23 protein-coding genes are annotated in these 21,701 nt (G+C 73.0%); 18 read left to right on the forward strand and 5 right to left on the reverse strand.

Annotated elements, in window-relative coordinates; all coding sequences use genetic code 11:
- Window positions 1-31: 31 nt before the first annotated feature.
- On the forward strand, window positions 32-1,048 hold the full coding sequence (gene lgt / locus ABEA81_RS12920; protein WP_345605229.1) for a prolipoprotein diacylglyceryl transferase: 1,017 nt from the start codon (window positions 32-34) through the stop codon (window positions 1,046-1,048).
- A complete protein-coding gene (locus ABEA81_RS12925) occupies window positions 1,045-1,674 on the forward strand; it encodes a DUF2461 domain-containing protein (RefSeq protein WP_345605230.1) in 630 nt (209 codons plus the stop codon). Before lgt ends, ABEA81_RS12925 begins: the two co-directional genes overlap by 4 nt.
- A 6-nt stretch (window positions 1,675-1,680) precedes the next feature.
- Here ABEA81_RS12925 and ABEA81_RS12930 read toward each other — a convergent pair whose 3' ends face one another.
- A complete protein-coding gene (locus ABEA81_RS12930) occupies window positions 1,681-2,151 on the reverse strand; it encodes a DnaJ family domain-containing protein (protein ID WP_345605232.1) in 471 nt (156 codons plus the stop codon).
- Window positions 2,152-2,296: 145 nt separating this feature from the next.
- Window positions 2,297-3,091 (reverse strand): putative protein N(5)-glutamine methyltransferase, encoded by a 795-nt coding sequence (locus ABEA81_RS12935; protein WP_345605233.1) that lies wholly within the window; start codon window positions 3,089-3,091, stop codon window positions 2,297-2,299.
- A 165-nt stretch (window positions 3,092-3,256) separates the two neighbouring features.
- Here ABEA81_RS12935 and ABEA81_RS12940 point away from each other — a divergent pair, with 165 nt between their 5' ends.
- Together ABEA81_RS12940 and ABEA81_RS12945 are read left to right on the forward strand one after the other, a co-directional pair.
- Window positions 3,257-4,003 (forward strand): FkbM family methyltransferase, encoded by a 747-nt coding sequence (locus tag ABEA81_RS12940; RefSeq protein ID WP_345605234.1) that lies wholly within the window; start codon window positions 3,257-3,259, stop codon window positions 4,001-4,003.
- Between the two features lie 101 nt (window positions 4,004-4,104).
- Window positions 4,105-4,473, forward strand: coding sequence for an STAS domain-containing protein (locus ABEA81_RS12945; protein ID WP_345605235.1), 369 nt, complete (start codon window positions 4,105-4,107; stop codon window positions 4,471-4,473).
- A 184-nt stretch (window positions 4,474-4,657) separates the two neighbouring features.
- Here ABEA81_RS12945 and ABEA81_RS12950 read toward each other — a convergent pair whose 3' ends face one another.
- The gene (locus ABEA81_RS12950) at window positions 4,658-6,007 is read right to left on the reverse strand and encodes an MFS transporter (RefSeq protein ID WP_345605236.1); all 1,350 of its coding nucleotides are present in this window, start codon (window positions 6,005-6,007) and stop codon (window positions 4,658-4,660) included.
- Window positions 6,008-6,254: 247 nt separating this feature from the next.
- Here ABEA81_RS12950 and ABEA81_RS12955 point away from each other — a divergent pair, with 247 nt between their 5' ends.
- From ABEA81_RS12955 to ABEA81_RS12990, 8 genes are read left to right on the forward strand one after another with little or no spacing between them, the layout of a single operon-like run.
- A complete protein-coding gene (locus ABEA81_RS12955; RefSeq protein WP_345605237.1) occupies window positions 6,255-7,070 on the forward strand; it encodes an ABC transporter ATP-binding protein in 816 nt (271 codons plus the stop codon).
- Complete coding sequence (locus tag ABEA81_RS12960; RefSeq protein ID WP_345605238.1) at window positions 7,067-7,891, forward strand: ABC transporter permease; 825 nt, start codon at window positions 7,067-7,069, stop codon at window positions 7,889-7,891. Before ABEA81_RS12955 ends, ABEA81_RS12960 begins: the two co-directional genes overlap by 4 nt.
- Before the next feature lie 3 nt (window positions 7,892-7,894).
- Window positions 7,895-8,941 (forward strand): ABC transporter substrate-binding protein, encoded by a 1,047-nt coding sequence (locus ABEA81_RS12965; RefSeq protein ID WP_345605239.1) that lies wholly within the window; start codon window positions 7,895-7,897, stop codon window positions 8,939-8,941.
- Between the two features lie 35 nt (window positions 8,942-8,976).
- On the forward strand, window positions 8,977-9,885 hold the full coding sequence (locus ABEA81_RS12970) for a creatininase family protein (protein ID WP_345605240.1): 909 nt from the start codon (window positions 8,977-8,979) through the stop codon (window positions 9,883-9,885).
- A gap of 11 nt (window positions 9,886-9,896) precedes the next feature.
- Window positions 9,897-10,553, forward strand: coding sequence for a class II aldolase/adducin family protein (locus ABEA81_RS12975; RefSeq protein ID WP_345605241.1), 657 nt, complete (start codon window positions 9,897-9,899; stop codon window positions 10,551-10,553).
- Window positions 10,553-11,803 carry a Tm-1-like ATP-binding domain-containing protein gene (locus ABEA81_RS12980; protein WP_345605242.1) on the forward strand — a complete coding sequence of 417 codons (1,251 nt, stop codon included), beginning with the start codon at window positions 10,553-10,555 and terminating at the stop codon, window positions 11,801-11,803. The genes ABEA81_RS12975 and ABEA81_RS12980 overlap by 1 nt, the downstream gene beginning before the upstream one ends.
- 31 nt (window positions 11,804-11,834) lie before the next feature.
- A complete protein-coding gene (locus ABEA81_RS12985) occupies window positions 11,835-12,938 on the forward strand; it encodes a zinc-dependent alcohol dehydrogenase (protein WP_345605243.1) in 1,104 nt (367 codons plus the stop codon).
- 26 nt (window positions 12,939-12,964) lie between these two features.
- Window positions 12,965-14,008 (forward strand): LacI family DNA-binding transcriptional regulator, encoded by a 1,044-nt coding sequence (locus ABEA81_RS12990; protein ID WP_345605244.1) that lies wholly within the window; start codon window positions 12,965-12,967, stop codon window positions 14,006-14,008.
- A 46-nt stretch (window positions 14,009-14,054) separates the two neighbouring features.
- Here the strand turns inward: ABEA81_RS12990 and ABEA81_RS12995 are convergent, their stop codons facing one another.
- Entirely contained in the window at window positions 14,055-14,729 is a 675-nt protein-coding gene (locus ABEA81_RS12995; protein ID WP_345605246.1) for a hypothetical protein, read from the reverse strand.
- 395 nt (window positions 14,730-15,124) lie between these two features.
- Here ABEA81_RS12995 and ABEA81_RS13000 point away from each other — a divergent pair, with 395 nt between their 5' ends.
- The 3 genes from ABEA81_RS13000 (at window position 15,125) to ABEA81_RS13010 (ending at window position 19,276) form a co-directional block, all read left to right on the forward strand.
- A complete protein-coding gene (locus ABEA81_RS13000) occupies window positions 15,125-15,946 on the forward strand; it encodes a PaaX family transcriptional regulator (RefSeq protein WP_345605248.1) in 822 nt (273 codons plus the stop codon).
- Window positions 15,947-16,026: 80 nt separating this feature from the next.
- Window positions 16,027-17,511, forward strand: a complete 1,485-nt coding sequence (locus tag ABEA81_RS13005) for an FAD-dependent monooxygenase (RefSeq protein WP_345605249.1) — start codon at window positions 16,027-16,029, stop codon at window positions 17,509-17,511.
- A gap of 109 nt (window positions 17,512-17,620) precedes the next feature.
- Window positions 17,621-19,276, forward strand: coding sequence for a (2,3-dihydroxybenzoyl)adenylate synthase (locus ABEA81_RS13010; protein WP_345605250.1), 1,656 nt, complete (start codon window positions 17,621-17,623; stop codon window positions 19,274-19,276).
- Here the strand turns inward: ABEA81_RS13010 and ABEA81_RS13015 are convergent.
- The gene (locus ABEA81_RS13015) at window positions 19,270-19,899 is read right to left on the reverse strand and encodes a TetR/AcrR family transcriptional regulator (RefSeq protein ID WP_345605251.1); all 630 of its coding nucleotides are present in this window, start codon (window positions 19,897-19,899) and stop codon (window positions 19,270-19,272) included. The genes ABEA81_RS13010 and ABEA81_RS13015 overlap by 7 nt on opposite strands.
- A gap of 63 nt (window positions 19,900-19,962) precedes the next feature.
- Between ABEA81_RS13015 and ABEA81_RS13020 the strand changes: the two genes are divergently transcribed.
- The 3 genes from ABEA81_RS13020 (at window position 19,963) to ABEA81_RS13030 (ending at window position 21,692) form a co-directional block, all read left to right on the forward strand.
- Window positions 19,963-20,670 carry a class I SAM-dependent methyltransferase gene (locus tag ABEA81_RS13020; protein WP_345605252.1) on the forward strand — a complete coding sequence of 236 codons (708 nt, stop codon included), beginning with the start codon at window positions 19,963-19,965 and terminating at the stop codon, window positions 20,668-20,670.
- Between the two features lie 115 nt (window positions 20,671-20,785).
- Entirely contained in the window at window positions 20,786-21,121 is a 336-nt protein-coding gene (locus ABEA81_RS13025) for a hypothetical protein (protein WP_345605253.1), read from the forward strand.
- A complete protein-coding gene (locus ABEA81_RS13030; RefSeq protein WP_345605254.1) occupies window positions 21,111-21,692 on the forward strand; it encodes a carboxymuconolactone decarboxylase family protein in 582 nt (193 codons plus the stop codon). The genes ABEA81_RS13025 and ABEA81_RS13030 overlap by 11 nt, the downstream gene beginning before the upstream one ends.
- Window positions 21,693-21,701 lie beyond the last annotated feature (9 nt).

Consider the following 21,701-nt stretch of genomic DNA (forward strand, 5'->3'; position numbering starts at 1 on the left):
GGCGTGGGGGTCAGCGGGATACCGTGACGACGTGAGCCCTGCCGTCGTCTCCGTGCTGGCCTACATCCCGAGCCCGGATCGCGGGGTCTGGATGCTCGGTCCGATCCCGATCCGCGCCTACGCGCTCTGCATCATCGCCGGCATCGTCGTCGCGGTGCTGTGGGGCGAGCGCCGGTTCGTGGCGCGCGGCGGGCAGCAGGGCACGGTCACCGACATCGCCGTGTTCGCGGTGCCGTTCGGGCTGGTCGGCGGCCGGCTCTACCACGTGATGACCGACTGGTACACCTACTTCGGGCCCGGCGGTGATCCCCTGGGCGCCCTCCGGATCTGGGAGGGCGGCCTGGGGATCTGGGGCGCGATCGCGCTCGGCGCCGTCGGGGCCTGGATCGGGTGCCGGCGCCGCGGCGTGCCGCTGGCGTTCTTCGCCGACGCCGTGGCGCCCGGCATCGTGGCCGCGCAGGCCATCGGGCGGCTGGGAAACTGGTTCAACCAGGAGCTCTACGGCGCACCCACCACCCTCCCGTGGGGCCTGGAGATCTACGAGCGCGTCAATCCGGTCACGGGGCTGCGCGACGACCTGGGCGGCGTGGCGGTGAGCCACGTTCCCACCGTGGTGGTCCACCCGACGTTCCTGTACGAGCTGGTGTGGAACCTCGCCATCGCCGCCCTCGTGGTGTGGGCCGACCGGCGGTTCCGGCTCGGCCACGGCCGCGCGTTCGCCGTGTACGTCGCCGGCTACACGGCGGGCCGGTTCTGGATCGAGCAGATGCGCACCGACCACGCCACCCGCGTGTTCGGGGACATCCGGATCAACGTCGTCGTCGCCGCGGTCGTGTTCGCGGCGGCGGTGCTCTACATCGCGCTCGTGCGCAAGCCCCGGGAGGTGCTGGAGGGCCCCGCGGCCGCGCCCGTCGAGCAGCCGGTGCCGGACGGTGCCGCCGCCGAGGCCGAGCCGCCCGACGAGAAGGACGAGGGGCCGGACGCCGACGGGCAGGACACTGGGAGCCAGAAGAAGGACCCGGCCGAGGCGGGGGATCGCACGACATGACGTTCACGGGTTTCGGGGAAGGCGCCGTCGAGTTCTACGACGGGCTCACCGCCGACAACTCGAAGGCCTACTGGACCGACCAGCGCAACGTGTACGAGGCGGACGTCCGCGCCCCGATGCAGGCGCTGCTCGCCGCGCTCGAGCCGGAGTTCGGCCCCGGCAAGATCTTCCGGCCGTACCGAGACGTCCGGTTCTCGCACGACAAGACCCCGTACAAGACCCACTGCGGCGCCACCGTCGGGCCGTTCTACGTGCAGGTCGGCTCCGACGGCCTGCTGGTCGCGGGCGGCTACTACCGGATGGCACCCGACCAGGTCGGCCGCTACCGCACGGCCGTGGCCGACGACCGCCGCGGCGGCGACCTCGAGAAGCGGCTCGCCGCGTTCGAGGGGTTGACGCTGGCGGGGGAGACCCTCAAGACCCGGCCCCGCGGTTACGACGCGGACCACCCGCGAATCGACCTGCTGCGGCACAAGGGTCTCTACGCCTGGCGCGCCTGGGAGCCGGACGACGTGCTGCACGAGCCCGGCACCCTGGATCGGGTGGCCCGCACCTGGCGGGAGCTGCAGCCGCTCACGGAGTGGCTCGCCGACCACGTGGGGCCGAGCGAGCTGCCGCGGCGGTAGGGCCGGTCAGCCGTTGCGCCGGCGCCGCCACCAGCGGGTGCGGGTGGGAGCGTCCACCACCGGTGCGGGCGACGGGGCGGACCGGGACGCCCGCCAGCTCCGGACGATCGCCTCGGGGTCGACCCGCCGGACCGGGATGGCCGGCCCGGACGGCGCGCGCACCCACTCGGCGATGCGCCGGTTCAGGTCGGACACCGCTGCGCGCACGGCCTCCTCGGTGGGGAGGTCACGCACTTCCTCGGGGAGCCGCTCGGCCTCCTTGCGCAGCTGAAGCGGGGTGGGCAGCAGCGCGTCGGACGGCACGCCCTCGCGCTCGACCCAGCTCTTGATCCACCAGTTCTCGTCGTACGGGGCGTCGATCCCGGGCAGCGGCTTGCCCTTGCCGGGCAGGTCGGCGAAGTCACCGCGCTCCTCGGCCTTGCGGATCTGCTCGTCGATCGTCGACTCGTAACGGGCCCAGTACCCCTCGTTCGCCATGTCGCCTCCCCCACCCGCGACGGTACCGGCCGCGCCCCGTCCGCTCGCACACCAACTCCGTCGCTCGCACAGCAACTGCAGTTCGTGTGCGGGCGACGGTGTTGGTGTGCGAGCTGGGTGGCGCCCCGAACCTCTGCGCCCCGCGTCACCCCTCGGCTCGCCGGCCGACCACCACGGTCGCGTCCAGGTCCGCGTCCTGCACCACCTGCGCCGCCAGGCCCGCGGCTGCCATCGCCGCGGCGGTGTGGGGGGCCTGTCGCTCGCTCGTCTCGATCAGCAGGTGGCCGTCGGGGGCGAGCCAGCGCGGAGCGGCGGCGGCTACCCGGCGCTGGATGTCGAGCCCGTCCGCGCCGCCGTCGAGGGCCACCCGGGGTTCGTGCAGGCGGGCCTCGGGCGGCATCAGCCCGACCGCGTCCGTCGGCACGTAGGGGGCGTTGGCCACGAGCACGCCCACCCGGCCGGCGAGCGTCGGCGGCAGCGGGGCGTCGAGGTCGCCCTCGTGGACCCACCCGCCGACGGCGCCGACGTTGCGGCGGGCGCAGCGCACCGCCGCCGGGTCGACGTCGGCGGCGTGCAGCTCGATGCCGGGTACGGCGGCCGCCACCGCGACGCCCACGGCGCCCGAGCCGCAGCACAGGTCGACCACGACGGCGCCGCTGCGGGCGCGTCGCGCGGCTTCCCTGGCGAGGAGCTCGGTGCGGCGGCGGGGGACGAAGACGCCGGGGTCGACGGCCACGCGCCGCCCGGCGAACTCGGCCCAGCCCAGTAGGTGTTCGAGGGGGAGGCCCGCGACGCGCCGCTCGACCATTTCGGCGAGCTCGGCGGAACTGCGGGCGGCGTCGACGAGCAGCCGGGCCTCGTCCTCGGCGAAGACGCAGCCAGCCGCCCTGAGCCGGGCGATGAGGTCGGCGACCGGGGCGGGAAGCGGGGTGGCGGTCACGGAATGCCTTCCAGGGGAGCCGGAGGGCGCTACTCCGCGTGCTGGGAGGAGAGCGCCCGTGGTCGTGGGTCGATCGGTCTCACCTCCCGGGTCGGTCGTTCGCGCCCACGATAGCGCCGTGGACGCGGGCGGGAGCGGCCCCGGCGGGCGCGGTACGGTCTCCCGATGCTCGCCCGCGCCTGGGGTATCGCGCGCTCGCTGGTCATCTACCACGGGCAGCCCGCCAAGCACCGCCGCGCGGTGCGCCTGTACGGCGAGTTCCTCGGCCCGGGCGACCTCGCGTTCGACGTCGGCGCCCACGTCGGCGGCCGGGTGCGCACCTGGCGGCGGCTGGGGGCGCGCGTGGTGGCCGTCGAGCCCCAGCCCGACTGCCTGCGCGTGCTGCGGCTGCTCTTCGGGCGGGACCGCGAGGTGACGATCGAGCCGCGGGCGGTCGGCGCACGGGCCGGGCGCGCGCGGCTCGGGGTGTCGACCGCGACGCCGACGGTGTCGTCGATGTCGCAGGACTGGCGGGAGTCGGTGGTCGCCGACCGCAGCTTCGCCCGCGTGCGGTGGGACCGATCGGTCGAGGTGGACGTCACCACGCTCGACGACCTGATCACGACGCACGGCCTGCCGGCGTTCTGCAAGATCGACGTCGAGGGTTTCGAGGCGGATGTGCTGGCCGGGCTCTCCCGGCCGCTCCCGGCGCTGTCGTTCGAGTACCTGCCGCCCACGCACGAGCGGTCCCTCGCCGTGCTGGAGCGGGTGCAGCAGCTCGGCGACTACCGGTACAACTACTCGCCCGTCGAGACCATGCGGTTCTCCTCCGACCGCTGGCTCGACGCCCCGGGCCTGGTCGCGCTCCTCGAGCGCGTCCGGCCCCTCGGGCGCTCCGGGGACGTCTACGCCCGGCTCGCTGCGAGGTCGTAGCAGCGGAGCCGGCGAACGTCGAACCTCCGGCACCCCTCCCCCATTCGGGGTATGGTTCTCTGCTCGCCCGAAATCTCGACGCCGAGTGGAGCAACCGGAGGATGGTGACGATCACGCCGGTGCGGGCCGGCTCGGTCAGCGTGCTGACCGTCAGCGGGGAGATCGACCTCACCTCGGGTCCGCGCCTGCGCGCGGCGCTCGACGAGGTCCTCGACGACCGCGATGCCAGGGCCCCGACGGGCATCGTGGTCGACCTGACGGCGGTGAGCTTCCTCGGCTCGGCGGGACTCGCCGTGCTGATCGACGCGCACGAGCACGCCACCCTGCGCGGGATCGCGCTGAAGATCGTGATCGACGGTGCGGGCTCGGCGGTGGCCCGCGCGTTCCAGACGGCCGCCATCCACGAGCACCTGGACCTGCACCACAGCCTCGGCGACGCGCTCTTCGACGAAGGCCGGCCGACCCCCTGACCGATCTGCAAGGCTTGCAGGTCGTCGCGCACCTCGTGTCCGCTCGCGCCACCCCTTGTCGGTCGATGCAACCCGTCGACGGGGCGCGTGGCAGGACAGAGGGTGCGTCGACGCCGGAGATCACTGCGAGCGCCGCGCCCCCACCCGGGCAGGCCGGAGGCACTGCCACAAGGCGCCGCCGGAGTCACCGGTTCGCGTGCAGCCGGGACGGCCCCGCTTCCGCGATGTCGATGTCCTTGCTCTCCGGCGCCGCCGCGAACGCGATGAGGGAGATCAGGCAGAGGGCGGCGATGTAGGCGGCGACGACCCACGGCGCTCCGTCCGCGGCGGCCACCAGCGCGGCCGCGATGAGCGGGGTGAACCCGGCCAGGGCGGCGCCGATCTCCCGGGAGGTGGCGAAGCCGCTGTAGCGCACGCGGGCGCCGAAGAGCTCCGCGTAGAACGCCGGCTGCACCGCGATCACGGGGGCCCACCCGAGCGCGGTGGCGACCACGAGCGCGATCACGACCAGCACCGGTTGCTCGGTCTGCAGGAGCAGGAAGAACGGGAAGATGAACACCGCGGTGAACACCATGGAGAACAGGTTGAGCGGCTTGCGGCCGATGCGGTCGGACAACGCCCCGTACACCGGCTGCAGCGCGATCACGACCAGCCCGAAGATGATGACGCCGGTCAGCACGGTGCCGCGGGAGATGCCGAGGGTGCTGGTGGCGTAGGAGACGGTGAACGTGGCGTAGAGGTAGGCGCACGCCGTGTCGCCGATGTGCGCGCCGACGCCGATCAGCAGGTTGCGCGGGTAGGTGCGCAGCGTCTCCAGGACGGGCAGCTTGATCACCTGCTGCTCGGCGGCCATCGCGCGGAACACCGGCGACTCCTCCACGCGCAGCCGCACGTAGAGCGCCACGGCGATCATCAGGAAGCTCACCAGGAACGGCACCCGCCAGCCCCACGCGACCAGCTGCTCCTCCGGCAGCAGCCCGACCAGCAGGAACGACACGGTGGCCAGCACCAGCCCGACCTGCACCCCGAGCTGGGCGAACGAGCAGTAGTAGCCGCGCCGGTGCGCCGGCGCGTGCTCGGCGAGCAGGGTGGAGGCGCCGCCGAACTCGGCCCCGGCGCCCAGCCCCTGCAGCACGCGCAGCAGCACGAGCAGGACCGGAGCCCAGACGCCGATCGTGTCGTAGGTCGGCAGCAGCCCGATGACGCCGGTCGACAGGCCCATGACGAGCGTGGTCAGGATGAGCGTGGCGCGGCGCCCGATGCGGTCGCCGATGTGACCGAAGAGGATCCCGCCGAGCGGCCGGAACACGAACCCGACGCCGAACGTGGCGAACGCGGTGATGGTGCCGATGGTCGGGTCGGACTGCGGGAAGAACAGCACGCCCCACACGAGCGCCGCGGCCGTGCCGTAGATGAAGAAGTCGTACCACTCCAGCGCCGTGCCGACGAGCGCGCCGAAGACGACTCGCCGCAGCTCACGCGGCTCGGTCGTCCCGCCGGATCCCCCTGCCTGGCCGGTGGAACGAGTGGTCATGCCGGCTCCCTCCGGTGCTCGCCGATGAGCTCCAGTTCCGCGTGGCGGAACCACATTTCCGTGCCGAACCGGACGATACGCCCGGTCGGGTGAGTCCGCGAGCCGAGTCCTCACATGCAGTGGTTGACACGGCTTCGCGGCCGCACCTAGGGTCTGTAACGCGTTTCTGAAAAGCGTTACACCCACGGCGACGAAGCCACGGGAGGTCGGATTGCCGCCACGTACGCCCGCAACGCACCTGACATCCGTGCCGGGGACGGTCCCGGCGCCCGGCCCCGAGAGCGCAGGCGACGCGTCCCCGCACGGCTCCAAGGTCCGCGTCGAGAACGTCGCGGTCCGCCTGGGCGGCAACCAGATCCTCGACGGCATCTCGCTCGAGGTCGCCCCGCACGAGTTCGTCTGCATCATCGGCACCTCGGGGGGCGGGAAGACCACGCTCCTGCGCAGCGTCGCCGGGCTACTGCCGCTGTCGGGCGGGTCGGTCCACCTCGACGGCGAGCCGGTGGTGGCGCCGACCCCGCGCATCGCGATGGTCTTCCAGCACTTCGGGCTCTTCCCGTGGAAGACGGTGCGCACGAACGTCGAGTACGGCCTGCGCGTCCAGGGCCGCGTCGCCGACGACACGGGCGAGCGGGTCGACCGCCTGCTGCGGATCATGAACCTCGCCCACTGCGCGGACCACTACCCGCACCAGCTCTCCGGCGGGATGAAGCAGCGCGTCGGGATCGCCCGCGCGCTCGCCGTCGAGCCCGAGCTGCTCCTGCTCGACGAGCCCTTCAGCGCGGTCGACGCGATCACGCGCGAGCTCCTGCAGAACGAGGTGCTCGAGCTCTGGGAGCGCAGCGCCGACACGACCGGGATGTTGATCACCCACGACATCGACGAGGCGATCCTCATGGCCGACCGCGTGGTCGTCATCGCGGGCCCGCCCGGGCGGATCGCGCTGGAGGTGCCGGTGGACATCCCGCGCCCGCGCAGCGCCCGCTCCGTGCGGACCCACCCCGGCTACCCGCAGCTGCGCGACACCCTGTGGAACGCGCTGCAGACCGGGGAGACGCCGTGAGCGCCCCCGCCGCTGCGACGCCTGCGCCGGCCGCCCCGGCCAGGAGGCCGGTCCGGACGCGGCGTGGCCTGTCACCGGCCATGCGGTGGACACTGCGCCTGTCCTCGGTGCTCCTCATCGCCATCGCGTGGGAGCTGTACGGCCGTGCGATCAACCCCGTGCTGCTGTCCTCGCCCAGCAGGATCATCGCCGCGACCTTCGAGATGATCGCCGACGGCAGCCTCTCGAAGGCGTTCGCCGAGAGCATGGTCGTGCTGTGCGTCGGCTCGCTGATCGGGATCGCGGCCGGCCTGGCGTTCGGGTTGGCGGCCGGCCGCAGCCAGGCGCTCAGTGCGTTCATCGAGTTGCCGCTGAACGCCCTCTACGCCACCCCGACGGTGGCCCTGATCCCGGTGATCGTCGTCTGGTTCGGGTTCGGGCCCACGGCGAAGACGGTCGTCGTGATGCTGTTCGTGCTGTTTCCGGTGCTGATCAACACCATGCGCGGGGTCAAGGAGGTGGATCGCGACCTCGTCGAGGTGGCCCAGTCCTTCTGCTCCAAAGAGAGCAGGATGTGGATCGACCTGATCTTGCCTTCGGCGCTGCCGTATGTTGTCACCGGCTTGCGGCTGGCCATCGGACGCGCGTTGATCGGTGTGATCGTCGCGGAGTTCTTCACGGCTTTCGCGGGCCTCGGCAATCTGATCGTCACCAACGCCAACAGCTTCCGCACCGACCGCACCTTTGTCCCGATCCTGCTGATCGCGCTGCTCGGCATCACGCTGACGGCGCTGCTCGAATGGGCCGAGCGCAGAGTCGTGCGGTGGGCAGCAAAGGACTGATCCATGAGACGACTCCGCTCCCTACTCGCCGCCGTCGCCGTCACCGGCCTGCTCGCCGGATGCGGCGCTTTCGGGGACTCGCCGACGGCCGACCAGGAACCGCGCGCCGAGGGACAGGCGATCCGGGTGGGCCTCCCGACGGGCGTCACCAGCTTCGCCAACGCCGACATCGCCGTCGCGACCGAGAAGGGCTTCCTCTCCGAGGTCGGCCTCACCGTCGAGACGCAGAACCTGCGCTCCGGCGTCTCCGTGGTGCAGGGCGTGGTCGGCGGTGCACTGGAGATCGGGGGCGCCAGCATCGAGCCCGTCGTGAACGCCGCGGCCGGCGGTGGCGACGTCGTGATCATCGGCGCCTACACCGACAAGCTGACGGTCTCGTCGGTCGCCCCCGCGTCCGTGCAGACCCCGGCCGACCTGCGCGGCCGCCAGGTGGGTGTGCAGGAGGTGGGCGCGTTCCGCGAGGTGATGACCCGCCTCGTGCTGCAGTCCGCCGGGCTCACCCCGAACGACGTGCAGTACATCCCGGTCGACGCGCAGTCCTACAACGCCGCCCTGGTCGACGGCCGGATCCAGAACGCGATCCTGCAGACCGAGCAGGCCGTTGCGGTCCAGCGCGACCACCCGGACATGCACGTGATCGCCGAGATGGCCGACATCGTCCCCGACTACCACTACGGCACCTACTTCGTGTCGCGCGCGTGGCTCGACGCCAACCGCGACACCGCTGTCAAGTTCATGACGGCGCTGACCCGGGCCCACCGGTTCATGTACGAGAACAAGGACGAGACCGTCAAGATCGTCGCCAAGGCCACCGAGTTCGACGAGCAGGTGATCTCGGAGGCCTACGACCGGCTGCTGGGCCAGCAGGGTGTCTTCCCGGTGAACACCGGGCTCGACAAGGCCCGCATCAAGGCGACGATGCGGCGGATGGGTGAGCTCGGGATCCTCGAGAACCAGCCGCCCGCCTACGAGCAGCTCGTCGATGCCGGACCGGTCATCGACGCCGTCGACTCGCTGGGCGTGCAGACCGGAGACGCGCGTTGGCGCTAGCTCCCTGAACCCCGAATAGAAGGAAGGCACGGTTCATGACCGACAAGGTTGGCGAGAAGGACTACGTCGACGCCGACGCCGACATCGACCGCAAGCACAACATCCTCGCGCTGTCCTACGCGGAGGTGCAGGAGCGGCTCGGTGAGGGCAGCGACCAGGACGTGGTGCTCGTGCCGTTGGGCAGCACCGAGAAGCACGGTGCCCACATCCCGCTGGGCACCGACAGCTACGTGACGATGGAGGTCGTCGAGCGGGCCGCCAAGGCCGCCGACGTCCTCTACTCGCCACTGGTGCCCTTCGGCTACTCGCCGCACCACATGGGCCGTCACCTGGAGGGTGCGGGCACGATCACGCTGCGGGCCGAGACATACCGGCGGCTGATGAGCGACGTCGCGCGCAGCCTCATCTACCACGGGTTCCGGAAGATCGTCTTCGTGTCGCACCACGGTTCGAACACGAAGCCGATCGACGAGGTGATGCGCCAGCTGCGCTACGACACCGGCGCGTTCATCGCCTACTACAAGACCCCGACCGAGCGGGACGCGTCGGTGGTGCAGGACCTGTTCGACAACCCGCCGGAGGAGACCCCGGGCTGGCACTCCAGCGAGCTCGAGACCTCGGCGCTGATGGCCACCGCCGACGGGCTGGTGCACATGGAGCGGGCCGTCCAGGACCGGGCGCACGCGCCGGCCTACATGACCGACAAGTTCTCCAAGATCGACGGCACGGCCACCGTGAAGTTCCAGGGGTCGGAGAACATCTGGGTGCCGATGGAGCACCACGAGTACAGCGACACCGCCACCATCGGCAACCCCTTCCGCTCCACCAAGGAGAAGGGGCTCCAGATGCTCGACCGGATGTCGGCGCACCTGGCCGACTTCGTCACCGAGGTCCGGCAGTTCAAGGTGGAGATCACCAACAGCGACTACCCGTCGCGCGCCTGAGGGGCGGGGGAATGTCCGAACCGGACCAGGTGGTCCTCCAGCTGTTGCGGGAGGAGCTGGTCACCTGGTCCCGGCGCGGCTACGAGCGGGGGCTGGTGGCCGGCGTCAGCGGGAACAACAGCCTGCGGGTGCCGGGCACGGACCTCATCCTCATCAAGGCGACGGGCCGCTGCCAGGGGGACATGGACCTCAGCGACACGGTCCTGATGACCCTCGACGGCGAGGTCCTCGACCCGGGCCGGCGCCCGTCCAAGGAGTGGCGCTGGCACGCCGCGCTCTACAGGGCGCGGCCGGACACCGGCGCGGTGGTGCACCTGCACCCGCCGCACGTCGTCGCGTTCGCCGTGGCGGACGAGCCGCTCCCGCTCGTCCACACGGCGGCGCGGGGCCACCTGCAGAAGATCGGGTACGTGGAGCTGCTGCCGGCCGGGTCCCCCGAGCTGGCGGAGGCGGTGGCGCGGGTGTACGCCGACCCGGACGTCCGGGCCGTCGTCCTGCGCGAGCACGGGTCGATCACGATCGGCCCGGACCTGCGCACCGCGTACTTCCGCACGGAGTACCTGGAGGACTGCGCGAAGGTGGCGTCGCTCGCGGCCGCGATCCGGGGCACGGCGCCTGCGAAGATCCCGCTCGCCGACGACACCGACCCCATGGCGGAGGTCCGCTGATGGAGCCGTTCGTCGCGGTGCTCGCCACCTTGGACACCAAGGAGGGCGAGGCGCAGTACCTCCGCGACGTGCTGGCCGAGCTCGGGCACCCCACCCGGATCGTCGACGTCGGGCTGCGGGCCACCGAGCTCGCCGACCCGGAGCGCGACGTGCCCGCCGACGTGGTGGCGCACGCCGCCGGGGCGTCGCTCGCGGACCTCCGCGAGCACACCCGGCGGGACCGGGCGATGGCAGAGATGGCCGCAGGCGCGGGACTCCTGCTGCGCGTCTGGCACGGCGCCGGGCAGCTCAGCGGGGTGCTCGCCGTCGGCGGCAACCAGGGCACGGAGGTGGCGGCCGCGGCGATGCGGCCGCTGCCGTACGGCGTGCCCAAGGTGATCGTGTCCACGGTCGCCTCCGGAAACGTCCGCGGCTACGTCGGTGACAGTGACGTCACGATGATGTTCTCGGTCGCGGACCTGCTCGGCGGCCCCAACGCGGTCACCGCCCCCGTTCTGCGCGGGGCGGCGGCCGCGGTCGCCGGGATGGTCGCGGCGGGCAGGCCGGCACCACCCCCCGGTGCCCGCCCGCTCGTCGCGGCCACGGCGTTCGGCAACACCCACGCCGCGGTCACGGCCGCGATCGACCGGCTGCGGGCCGACGGCGTCGAGACGGTGGCGTTCCACGCATCGGGTGCCTGCGGGTCGGCCATGGAGCGGCTGGTCGCCGAGGGCGCGTTCGCCGGCGTGCTCGACCTCACCACGCACGAGCTGCTGGGCGAGATCGAGCCCGCCGACATCTACACCCCGGTCCGGCCCGGGCGCCTCACCGCGGCGGGCGAGCGGGGCATCCCGCAGGTACTGGCGCCCGGCGGGTGCGAGTACTTCTGCTTCGGCGCCGAGGAGACGATCCCGCCGCACCTGCGGGACCGGCCGGTGCACCACCACAACTCGCACAACACGAACGTCCGGGCGGGGGCCGCCGAGCTGGACCGGCTCGGCGCCCTGTTCGCCCTGCGCGCGAACGCCGCCACCGGGCCCACCACCGTCCTGGTCCCGCTGCTGGGCTGGTCCCAGATCGGCTCGCCCGGCGGCATCCTGCATGATCCCGAGGCGAACGCGGCGTTCGTCGCCCGGCTGCGGGGTGATCTCGCCCCGCACGTCGAGTACCGCGAGCTGGACCTGTCGATCAACGACCCGCGGTTCGCGGTGGCGGCGGCGGAGGCCCTGCTGCGGCACCTGTCCGCCCGCGTGAGCGCAGCAGTGACTTGATCGACTTGATCAGAGCGACCCGAGGAGTGACATGACCGCCGACGTCGATGCGGCCCCCACCGCCACTCGCCCCATTCCGGACACGATGCGTGCCGCCGTGCTCTACGGCCCCGGCGACATCCGGGTCGTCGACCGCCCGGTGCCGCAGCCCGGTCCGTACCAGGTGCTCGTCCAGGTCGCGATGTGCGGTGCCTGCGGCACCGACCTGAAGATCTTCGACGGCCACTTCCCGCAGACGCCGCCGTTCGGCGAGTTCACCCCCGGTCACGAGTGGGCGGGAACCGTGGTGGCGCTCGGTGAGTCCGTCGACGAGTTCGCGGTCGGCGACCGCGTCGCCATCGAGGTGCACTCCGGCTGCGGGCGCTGCGACAACTGCATCATCGGCAAGTACACCGCCTGCCTGAACTACGCCAAGCCGGGCAAGGGGCAGCGGGCCAGCGGCATCACCGTGGACGGCGGGTTCGCCCAGTACGCCGTGCACGACGTCAAGGCGCTCTACAAGATGCCCGACAACATCTCGTTCGCCGACGCCGTCCTCGTCACCACGGCGGGCACCGGCCTCTACGGCATCGACGTGGCCGGGGGGTACATGGCGGGCCAGGACGTCGTGGTCGTCGGGCCCGGGCCGATCGGGCTCATGACCGTGCAGCTGTGCCGGCAGCTCGCCGCTCGCAGCGTCACGCTGGTCGGCACCCGGGACTCGCGCCTCGAGCTCGGGCGGCGGCTGGGCGCCACCGAGATCGTCAACGCGCGGGAGACCGACCCGGTGGCGCGCGTGCGCGAGCTGACCGGCGGCGACGGAGCGGACTGGGTGATCGAGACCTCCGGCGGGCCGGGCGTGCCCGACCAGTGCATCGCGATGACCAAGCGCGCCGGGAAGATCGTGTTCGTGGCGTTCTACCCCGGCCCGGTCACCCTCGACCTGTCCGCGGCCGTGCGCAGCGACATCTCGATGTTCACCTCGCGTGGCGAGGGCGGCAACAACGTGAAGCGCGCGATGGCGATGGCCGCGGGCGGCGGGCTGCGCGGCGAGGAGCTGGTCAGCCACCGCTTCCCGCTCGAGGACATCGCCGAGGCGTTCCGCGTGGTGCGCGAGCGCGACGGTGACCCGATGAAGGTCGTCCTCGTTCCCTGAGTGGGCGACCGTAGGGAGTGCGTGGGATGCCGAGGAGCAAGGGCGCGGTCAGCATCAGGGACGTGGCCGCCGCGGCGGGCGTGTCCGTCGCCACGGTGTCGCGCGTGCTCAGCCCGGCCACGGCCGACGTGCCGATGCGCAAGGAGACGCGGGACAAGGTCGAGCGCGCCATCGACGAGCTCGGCTACCGCCCCAACGACCTCGCGCGCGCCCTGCTCCAGCACCGCACGGCCGCGATCGGGCTGGTGGTCCCGGACATCTCCAACCCCTACTACCCGCCGCTGGTGCGCGGGGTGGAGGACGTGGCGTCGAGCCACGGGTACCGGGTGGTGCTCTGCAACACCGACCGGGACCCCGCCAAGATCACCGGATACCTCGACACCCTGATCAAGACCCGCGTCGACGGCATCGTGGTGGCCGGCGGCGGGTGGGCCGACGTGCCCGAGCGCACCGCGGTGCTCGGCAGGTACCGCACCGGGCTGGTGGCTGTTGGCCGCCACCTCACGGCACACCCGTCGGTGCGCATCGACAACGTGGCGGCGAGCCGCGCCGCGGCCGAGCACCTGATCGGCCTCGGGCACCGCCGGATCACGTTCGTCGGTGGCCCCGCGACGTCCACCACGGTGCAGGACCGCGCACAGGGGTTCCGGGACGCGCTGAAGGCCTCCGGGCTGGACAGGCTGGCGCCCGCTGTCCGGTACGGCGACTTCACCGAGGAGAGCGGCTACGCGCTGGCGCGGGAGATCCTCCGGCCGAGCCGTCCGCCCACCGCCTTGCTGTGCGCGAACGACCGCGTCGCGCTCGGCGCCTACGCCGCGGCCGCCGACACCGCGCGCCGGATCCCGGACGACGTCTCGATCGTCGGCTTCGACGACACCCCCATCGCCCGGTACGTCCGGCCCACCCTCACCACGGTGGCGATCCCGACCTACGAGATGGGGAGCGCGGCCATGCGGTTGCTGCTGGCGCAGTTCGGGGGGGACGGCGGGCCGGCGCTCGAGACCATGCCGACCCGGCTGGTGGTGCGGGGCAGCGCCGCGGCGCCCCCCGGCGGGGGACCGGACGCCTGATCCGACGCCTGATCCAGTGCCGGAGCACCGGTACGACCGCAGGCGGTCAGGTACGGGACCGCATCGCGATCCGGACGCCGCAGCGGGTCAGCAGCCGTTGGATCAGGAACTCGCCGCCGAGGCCCGCGACCACCGCGACGATCGCGGCGACCACGCCTCCACCCAGCGCTGCGTAGACCGCGAAGCCGATGGTCAGTGCGAGCAACCAGCTGACCGTCTCGATCGCATTGCGGGCGCCCGTGCCCAACAGGGCGCTCGTGCTCGTGATCACCTCGGGTGCCGGTGCGAGCCGCCCGGGATCGGTGATCTGCTGCTCGACGAACTCCAGGCCGCAGTCCGCCGCGAAGCCGCGCATCCGGCGCCGGGCGCGCAGCGGGCGCATCCGCAGCAGCACGTTGCCGTCGCGGTCGAGTGCGGCGATGCCCCACTCCACCTCGACGCTGGACGACCGTTCCCAGCTACGGCCCGCGGAGAAGCCCACCTGGGCGAGCGCTTCCGGCTGTGAGGAACCGGGGGGACGCCGACCCATGCCGGCCACCCGCCACCACGTGCGTATGCCCCTCCCGTGCTCCTCGCTGGTTTCGGAACTCGTGTGCCGGTACGGAGCCAGGGCCGTGACGGCCCCGTCGCCCGTGAGCGGCAGCCGGGTCACGTTGCCGTCCCGGTCCAGCACCGCCAGATGATCATCGTCGACGAACAGCGGCAGCCCATGTTCTCGCACCGTTCCGTATCCCCCCGGCCTGCTCCAGCGCGCAGCAGCGCTCCGGCGACGATTCTGGCGCACGATCATGACCCCCGGGTACGTCGCCGACGTGCGGGTTCAACGTCGGCACAACACCGGCCGACCGCTGCCCCAGCCGCGAGGGCTCCGGCACCGGGCCTTCGGTGGGCAGGGCCGCCGGGGCCACCCCGGCCCGGCGGGGCGGGCGGCCCAGAACGGCTGGCCCAGCGGGTACGGCGCGACGTCCCCCAGGTACCCGAGGCCGACGATCACGATCCGCATGCTCCCTCGCGGTGTGATCCTGCCTCCTCCCGGCGATGGGAGGGGGCCGGAACGTGCCATCGAGGCGTTGGACCGGACGATCGAGCGACGCCCGTCTGCGTACTGTCGCGGATATGCTGACCGGCGTGAAGGCGCGCTCGCTCGTGTTCGACCTGTTCGGCGACTACCTGCGCTACCGCGGTGGTGAGGTCCGGCTGCGGGCGCTCGGGGCGCTCATGGCCTGCTTCGACGTGCCGGAGCCCACGGTGCGGGTGGTGGCCGCGCGGCTGCGCAAGGAGGGGTGGCTGGAGAGCCGCCGCGACGGGCGCGAGACCGTCTACGTGCTCACCGACACCGCATGGCGGCTGCTCGACGAGGGCCGCTCCCGGATCTTCGACCGCGCCACCTGGCCGTGGGACGGGCAGTGGCACACGGTGATCTACCAGGTGCCCGAGGCCGAGCGGGCGCTGCGGGAGGGGCTGCGCAAACAACTGGCCTGGCTGGGCTTCGGACCGCTCGCGCCGTCGGTGTGGATCAGCCCGCACGACCGGACCGGCGAGGTGCGCACGCATCTGGCCGAGCACACCTCGGTGCGGCTCGACGTCCTGCGGTCCCGGTCGGAGGGGCCGGCGGCCGACCGGGACATGGCGAGCCGCGCGTGGGACCTCGCCGGGCTCGACCGCGACTACGCCGTGCTGCTGGAGCAGTACCGGCCCCGGCTGGCCGAGTACCGCCGCGGGCTCCCGGGGCGCGACGCGCTCGTGGCGCGGATGCACCTCGTGCAGGATTACCGGCGCTTCCCGTTCCGCGACCCCGACCTGCCGCCGGAACTGCTGCCCGAGGGCTGGTCGGGCCGGGCGGCCCACGAGGTGTTCCTCGAGGCCCACGGCCTGCTGCGCGCGCCGGCCGAGGCGTTCGTCGACGGGGTGCTCGGGGAGCTCGCGCAGGCCTCCTGATCTAGTGCGTTACACAATCTGTACGGCCGTTCGGAGACCGTTGTAGAGTTCCCGTCCGTGCCCCGGACAACGGAGGTCTGATGCGCGTCGCCGTCGCGGGCGGGGGACCGGGCGGGCTGTTCCTGGCCGCGATGCTCCGGAAGCTGGATCCGTCCGTCCACGTCACGGTGTTCGAGCGCAACCGCGCCGACGACACGTTCGGGTTCGGCGTGGTGTTCTCCGACCGCGCCCTCGCCGGGATCGTCGCGGCCGACCCGGTGCTGCGGGAGGCCCTGGAGCAGCACGGCCGGCACTGGGACGCCATCGAGGTGCGGCTCAAGGGGGAGCGGATCCGCTGCGGCGGCAACGGCATGGCCGCGATCGTGCGGCGCACCCTGCTCGGGCTGCTGCAGGAGCGGGCCCGCGGGCTGGGGGCCGACCTGCGGTTCTCCACCGAGGTCGCGCTCGCCGACCTCGACGGGTACGACCTCGTCGTCGCCGCCGACGGCACCGGCTCCCAGATCCGCACCGCGCTGGAACCCGCGTTCGGCTCCACCGTCGACACCGCCAGCGCCAGGTTCATCTGGTTCGGCACCGACTACCTCTTCGACGGGCTCACGTTCGTCCACGAGCGCGGCCCCCACGGCGTGTTCGCCGTGCACGGCTATCCGATCGGCCCCGACGTGTCGACGTTCATCGTGGAGACCGACGAGGAGTCCTGGCGCGCCGCGGGGCTCGACGAGTTCGACGTGTCCCAGCCGCCCGGGCCGAGCGACGAGAAGACCCGCGCGTACCTGGAGGAGGTGTTCGCCGAGCAGATCGAGGGCCACGAGCTGCTGGTGAACAACTCCCGGTGGGGCAACTTCCGCACCCGCCGCACGGCCCGCTGGACCACGCTCGACCCGCGCCCGGTGGCCCTGCTCGGCGACGCCGCGCACACCGCGCACTTCTCCGTGGGGTCGGGCACCAAGATGGCGATGGAGGACGCGGTCGCGCTCGCGCGGGCCGTCGCCGCGCACCCCGGCGACCTGCCGTCCGCGCTCGCCGCGTACGAGGCTGCGGCCCGGCCGTCCGTCGACGCGATCCAGGGCTCCGCGCGCCCGTCGCTGTCCTGGTGGGAGCACTTCGGGCGCTACCACGACGCGTTCGAGCCGTGGCAGTTCGCCTACCACTTCCTCTCCCGCAGCATCACCGACGCCCGCCTCGCCCGCCGCGACGCAGCGTTCGTCGACCGCACCCACCGGGCCTGGGTGGAGCGGCACGGGGCGGAGCCGCTGGACAGTCCGCTGACCGCGGGCGGCATCACGTTCCCCGGCCGGGTGCTGAGCGAGGTCCCGGCGGCCGCCGCGCGGGTGGCGGCCCCGGCCGACGAGTCCGGCCTGCCGGCGGCCATGGCCCGGGTCCGGGCGGCCGTGGCCGGCGGAGCGGAGCTGGTGGCCGTGCACGGAGGTGCGCCGTTCACCCGCACCCTGCTCTGCGAGGAGATCCGCATGGCGGGCCGGGCGGCGATCCTGGTGGACGGGGACGCGGACGCGCTGACGATGGTCCTCTCGGGCCGCGCCGACGTGGTGGTGGTCCCCGGGTGAGCGCGTCGTGGATGCCAGCAAGGTGGCCTTACCGGCACAGGACGGCGGTATGGCCACCTCGCCGGCGTTCCGACCGGGCGCGATACGGAGGTCCGTGATGGTCGGTCGAATGGTCGGTCAGGGTGTCGTTCCGTGGCCGGATGAGTTCGCGCGGCGGTACGTCGCGGCGGGCCACTGGCAGGGCAGGGCGCTCGGTGAGCTGCTGCGCGAGGCGGCCGAGCGCGCCCCCGGCGCCGTCGCGCTCGTCGACGGCGACCTGCGCCTCACCCACGCCGAGCTGGCCGGGCGCGCCGACGCGATGGCCGCCCGCCTCGTCGGCCTGGGCCTCGCGGCCGGCGACCGGATCGTGGTGCAGCTGCCCAACACCTGGGAGTTCGTCGTCCTCACGCTGGCCTGCCTGCGCGCGGGGATCGTGCCGATCATGGCCCTGCCCGCGCACCGCCGCACGGAACTGGCGCACCTCGCCGCGCACGCGGAGGCGGCCGCGATCGCGGTGCCGGACCGCCTCCGCGACTTCGACCACCAGTCGCTCGCCGCGCAGCTCGCCGCCGGGTTGCCGTCGCTGCGCCACGTGCTCGTCGCGGGCGACGAGGTCGCCGACGGTCACCACGACCTGCGGGGGCTGGGCGCGCCCGGGCCTGCGTGGGCGGGCCGGTACCCGGACAGCCGCGACGTCGCGGTGTTCCTGCTGTCCGGCGGCACCACCGGCCTGCCGAAGCTGATCGCGCGCACCCACGACGACTACGCCTACAACGCGCTGGCCAGCGCGGACGTGTGCGGCCTCGGCGCCGACACCGTCTACCTGGTGAGCCTGCCTGCGGGCCACAACTTCCCGCTGGCCTGCCCCGGCATCCTCGGCACGCTGCTGTCCGGCGGCCGGGTCGTGATGCTGCCCTCGCCCGAGCCCGCGCGGGCGTTCGCGACGATCGCCGCGGAGGGCGTCACCCACACCGCGGTGGTGCCCGCGGTGGCCGGGCGCTGGTTGGAGCACGCCGCCGAGCACGGCTCGCTCCCGTCACTGCGGGTGCTGCAGGTGGGTGGCGCCCGGCTCGCCGACGAGCTGGCCCGCCGCGTGCGCCCGGTGCTCGGTGCCACCCTGCAGCAGGTGTTCGGCATGGCCGAGGGCCTGCTCAACTACACCCGGCTCGACGACCCCGAGGAGATCATCTGCACCACGCAGGGCCGGCCGCTCAGCCCGGACGACGAGGTGCGGCTGGTCGACGAGCTCGACGAGGACGTGCCCGACGGCGAGCCGGGGTCGCTGCTCACCCGCGGGCCGTACACCCCGCGCGGCTACTACCGGGCCGAGGAGCAGAACGCCCGCGCGTTCACCGCCGACGGGTGGTACCGCTCCGGCGACATCTGCCGCCGCACCCCGGAGGGCAACCTCGTCGTCGAGGGCCGGGACAAGGACATGATCAACCGCGGTGGCGAGAAGATCTCGGCCGAGGAGGTGGAGAACCTCGTCTACCAGCTGCCGGCCGTCAGCCAGGTCGCCGCGGTCGCGATGCCGGACGCGGTGCTGGGTGAGCGGGTGTGCGTGTACGTCGTCCCGCGGCCCGGTGCCACCGTCACGCTCGACGAGGTGCGGGACGCGATGGACGCAGCGGGCGTCGCGAGGTTCAAGCTCCCCGAACACCTGGTGCTGGTGGAGGAGTTGCCCACCACGAAGGTCGGGAAGATCGACAAGAAGGCGTTGCGGGTGGACGTGGCAGCGCGCAGCCAGATCCGGAGCGAGGTGACGAACGGCACGTTCGTTCAATAGGTGGGGCCGGGGGTGCCGCTCTTGCGTGGGCGGCCGCCGCAGAGGCGCAGCGAGCTCTCCAGGAGCACGGCCATGGCCTCGCCGGTGGTGAGGCGGCCGGCGGCGACGTGTTCGGCGGCGGTGTGGCCCAGTTCGAGGATGGCGGCGGCCAGCCAGCCGGCGGAGAGCGTGCGGTCGAAGTCGCCGGAGTTCTGACCTCGCCGGATGAGCCGCTCGAGCAGATCGGTGACGGCGAGGTGCGGGTCGCTCCCGTCCAGCCGTGGGGCCCGGTTGAGGGCGGGGTCGAGCAGCAGGGGGTAGCGGCCGAGGAGCTGCCAGCTGATGTCGAGGAACCGGCTCAGCGCGTCGGCGGGCGGCGCGGCGTCGAGGCAGGCGGCATCGACGGCGGCGAGGCCCTCGGCCCTCGCGGCATCGACGAGGGCGGCGACCAAGGCGTCGCGCGAGGGGAAGTGGGCGTAGACGGTCTGGCGGCTCACGCCGGCCGCGGTGGCGATGTCCTCCACGCTGGCGTCGGGTCGCTCGCCGAGCAGCGTGCGCGCCGCGTCGAGGATCGCGTCGATGCTGCGCCGGGCGTCGGATCGCCTGCGACGGGTCGGCGGAGCGTCGTCGCGCGTGCCAGTCATCGAGGGGAAGATACCCCGGTTCTAACTTTGACAGACTGTAAGAGTTCGGATCACACTGACAGCATGCCGGAGAACAGAGTGCTCAGCAGGCCGAGGTACGGGGTCGACGCGCCACCGGTCCCCGCGGTGCTCGGCGCCGCCGGGGTGGCCTGCTCCCTGGCCGCCGTCCGGTGGCGGCGGGGGCGGATCGCGACGGCGATCGCGGGGGCGGCGCTCCTGGCCAACGCCGGCGTGTACCTGCACACCACGGTGCGCGGCAAGCTGCGGGTCTGGGAGCGCGAACTGGACCGGGCCGGGCTGAAGGGGGACGAGCGGCTGCTGGATCTCGGCTGCGGTCGCGGTGCCGTGCTCATCGCGGCGGCCGGCCGGCTGCCGGCGGGACGCGCGGTCGGCGTGGACCTGTGGACCAAGGACCAGAGCGGCAACGGTCCCGCGGCCACGCTCGCGAACGCCGCCGCGGCCGGGGTCGCCGATCGGGTGGAGGTCCGCACCGCGGACATGACGGCCCTGCCGTTCGCGGACGGCTCGTTCGACGTCGTGACGAGCGCCCTGGCGATCCACAACATCCCGTCGCCCGAGGCGCGCCACCGCGCGGTCGACGAGGCCATGCGGGTGCTGCGCCCGGGCGGGCAGCTGCTCGTCGCCGACATCGGGGCCATGGCCAGGACGTATGCCGCGCACATCGGCCGGGGCACCCTGCGCCCGCTCGGCCCGGAGTACTGGTACGGCGGCCCGTGGTTCGGCGTCACGTTGCTGCACGCGGTGAAGTAGCCCGCGGGCACCGGCAGCACCGACGGCGGCGAGTTCGCCGGCGTGTCGAGTTCGGCAGCGCGCCGATCGTCTCGTTGAGGGCAGACAGCCCAGCTGCGGAGGAGGCGGAGGCGCCGTGCCGGACGAGGACGAGAAGCGAGCATTGCACCGGGCCCTGGTGGATCGCGTGCTGAACGGGGAGGGCAGGGCATCCGCGGAGCAGCGGGCGCATGCGTTCGAGGGCGTCGGCCTCGCCCCGCCGTTGGACGCGCTGATCGACAAGGTCGCCGAGAGGCCCGCGCAGGTCAGCGAGGCGGACCTGGCCGCGGCGAAGGCGTCGGGCTGCACCGAGGACCAGCTCTTCGAGCTGGTGGTGTGCGCCGCGGTCGGCCGGTCCGCCCGGTTGTACGACGCCGGGCTGGCGGCACTGGCCGAGGCGGCGGGCGAGGGGAGGCCGGGTCGTGCGTCTTGACGTCCTCGACCGCGGCTACGGCCTCGGGACCAAGCTGCTGTTCGTGCTCATCCGGCTGTTCTCCGGGCACCCGGTACCGGACGCCGCCAAGGTGACCTTCTACCGGCCCGACTTCTACGGTGCCCGGGCCAAGGAGTTCACCCACGCGGCGATGCGCGGGCCGTCCGACTGGTCGGTGGGCGACCGCGAGCTGATGGCGGCGTACGTGTCGGCGGTGAACGAGTCGGCCTTCTGCATCCGTGCGCACACCGCGACGGCGAGCCGGGCGTACCAGGACGCGCCACGGGTCGCGGCGGTGCTGGCCGACCTGGAGTCGGCACCCGTCGCCGAGCCGCTGCGGGCGACGCTGCGGATGCTCGGCACGCTGACCCGAGAGGGGACCGTCGGCGCCGAGGACATGCGCGAGGTGCTGGCCGCGGGTGTCTCGCCCCAACAGGTCCGGGACGCGCTGGCCGTCTGCGCCGCCTTCACCGTCACCAACCGGCTCGCCGACGCCTTCGGGTTCGAGCTGCTCAGCCCCGAGGGCTTCGAGGCGGGCGCCAGGTACCTGCTCAAGCGCGGTTACCGCTAGCCGATCGCG

Source organism: Pseudonocardia adelaidensis, from assembly GCF_039543345.1.
Lineage (GTDB): Bacteria > Actinomycetota > Actinomycetes > Mycobacteriales > Pseudonocardiaceae > Pseudonocardia > Pseudonocardia adelaidensis.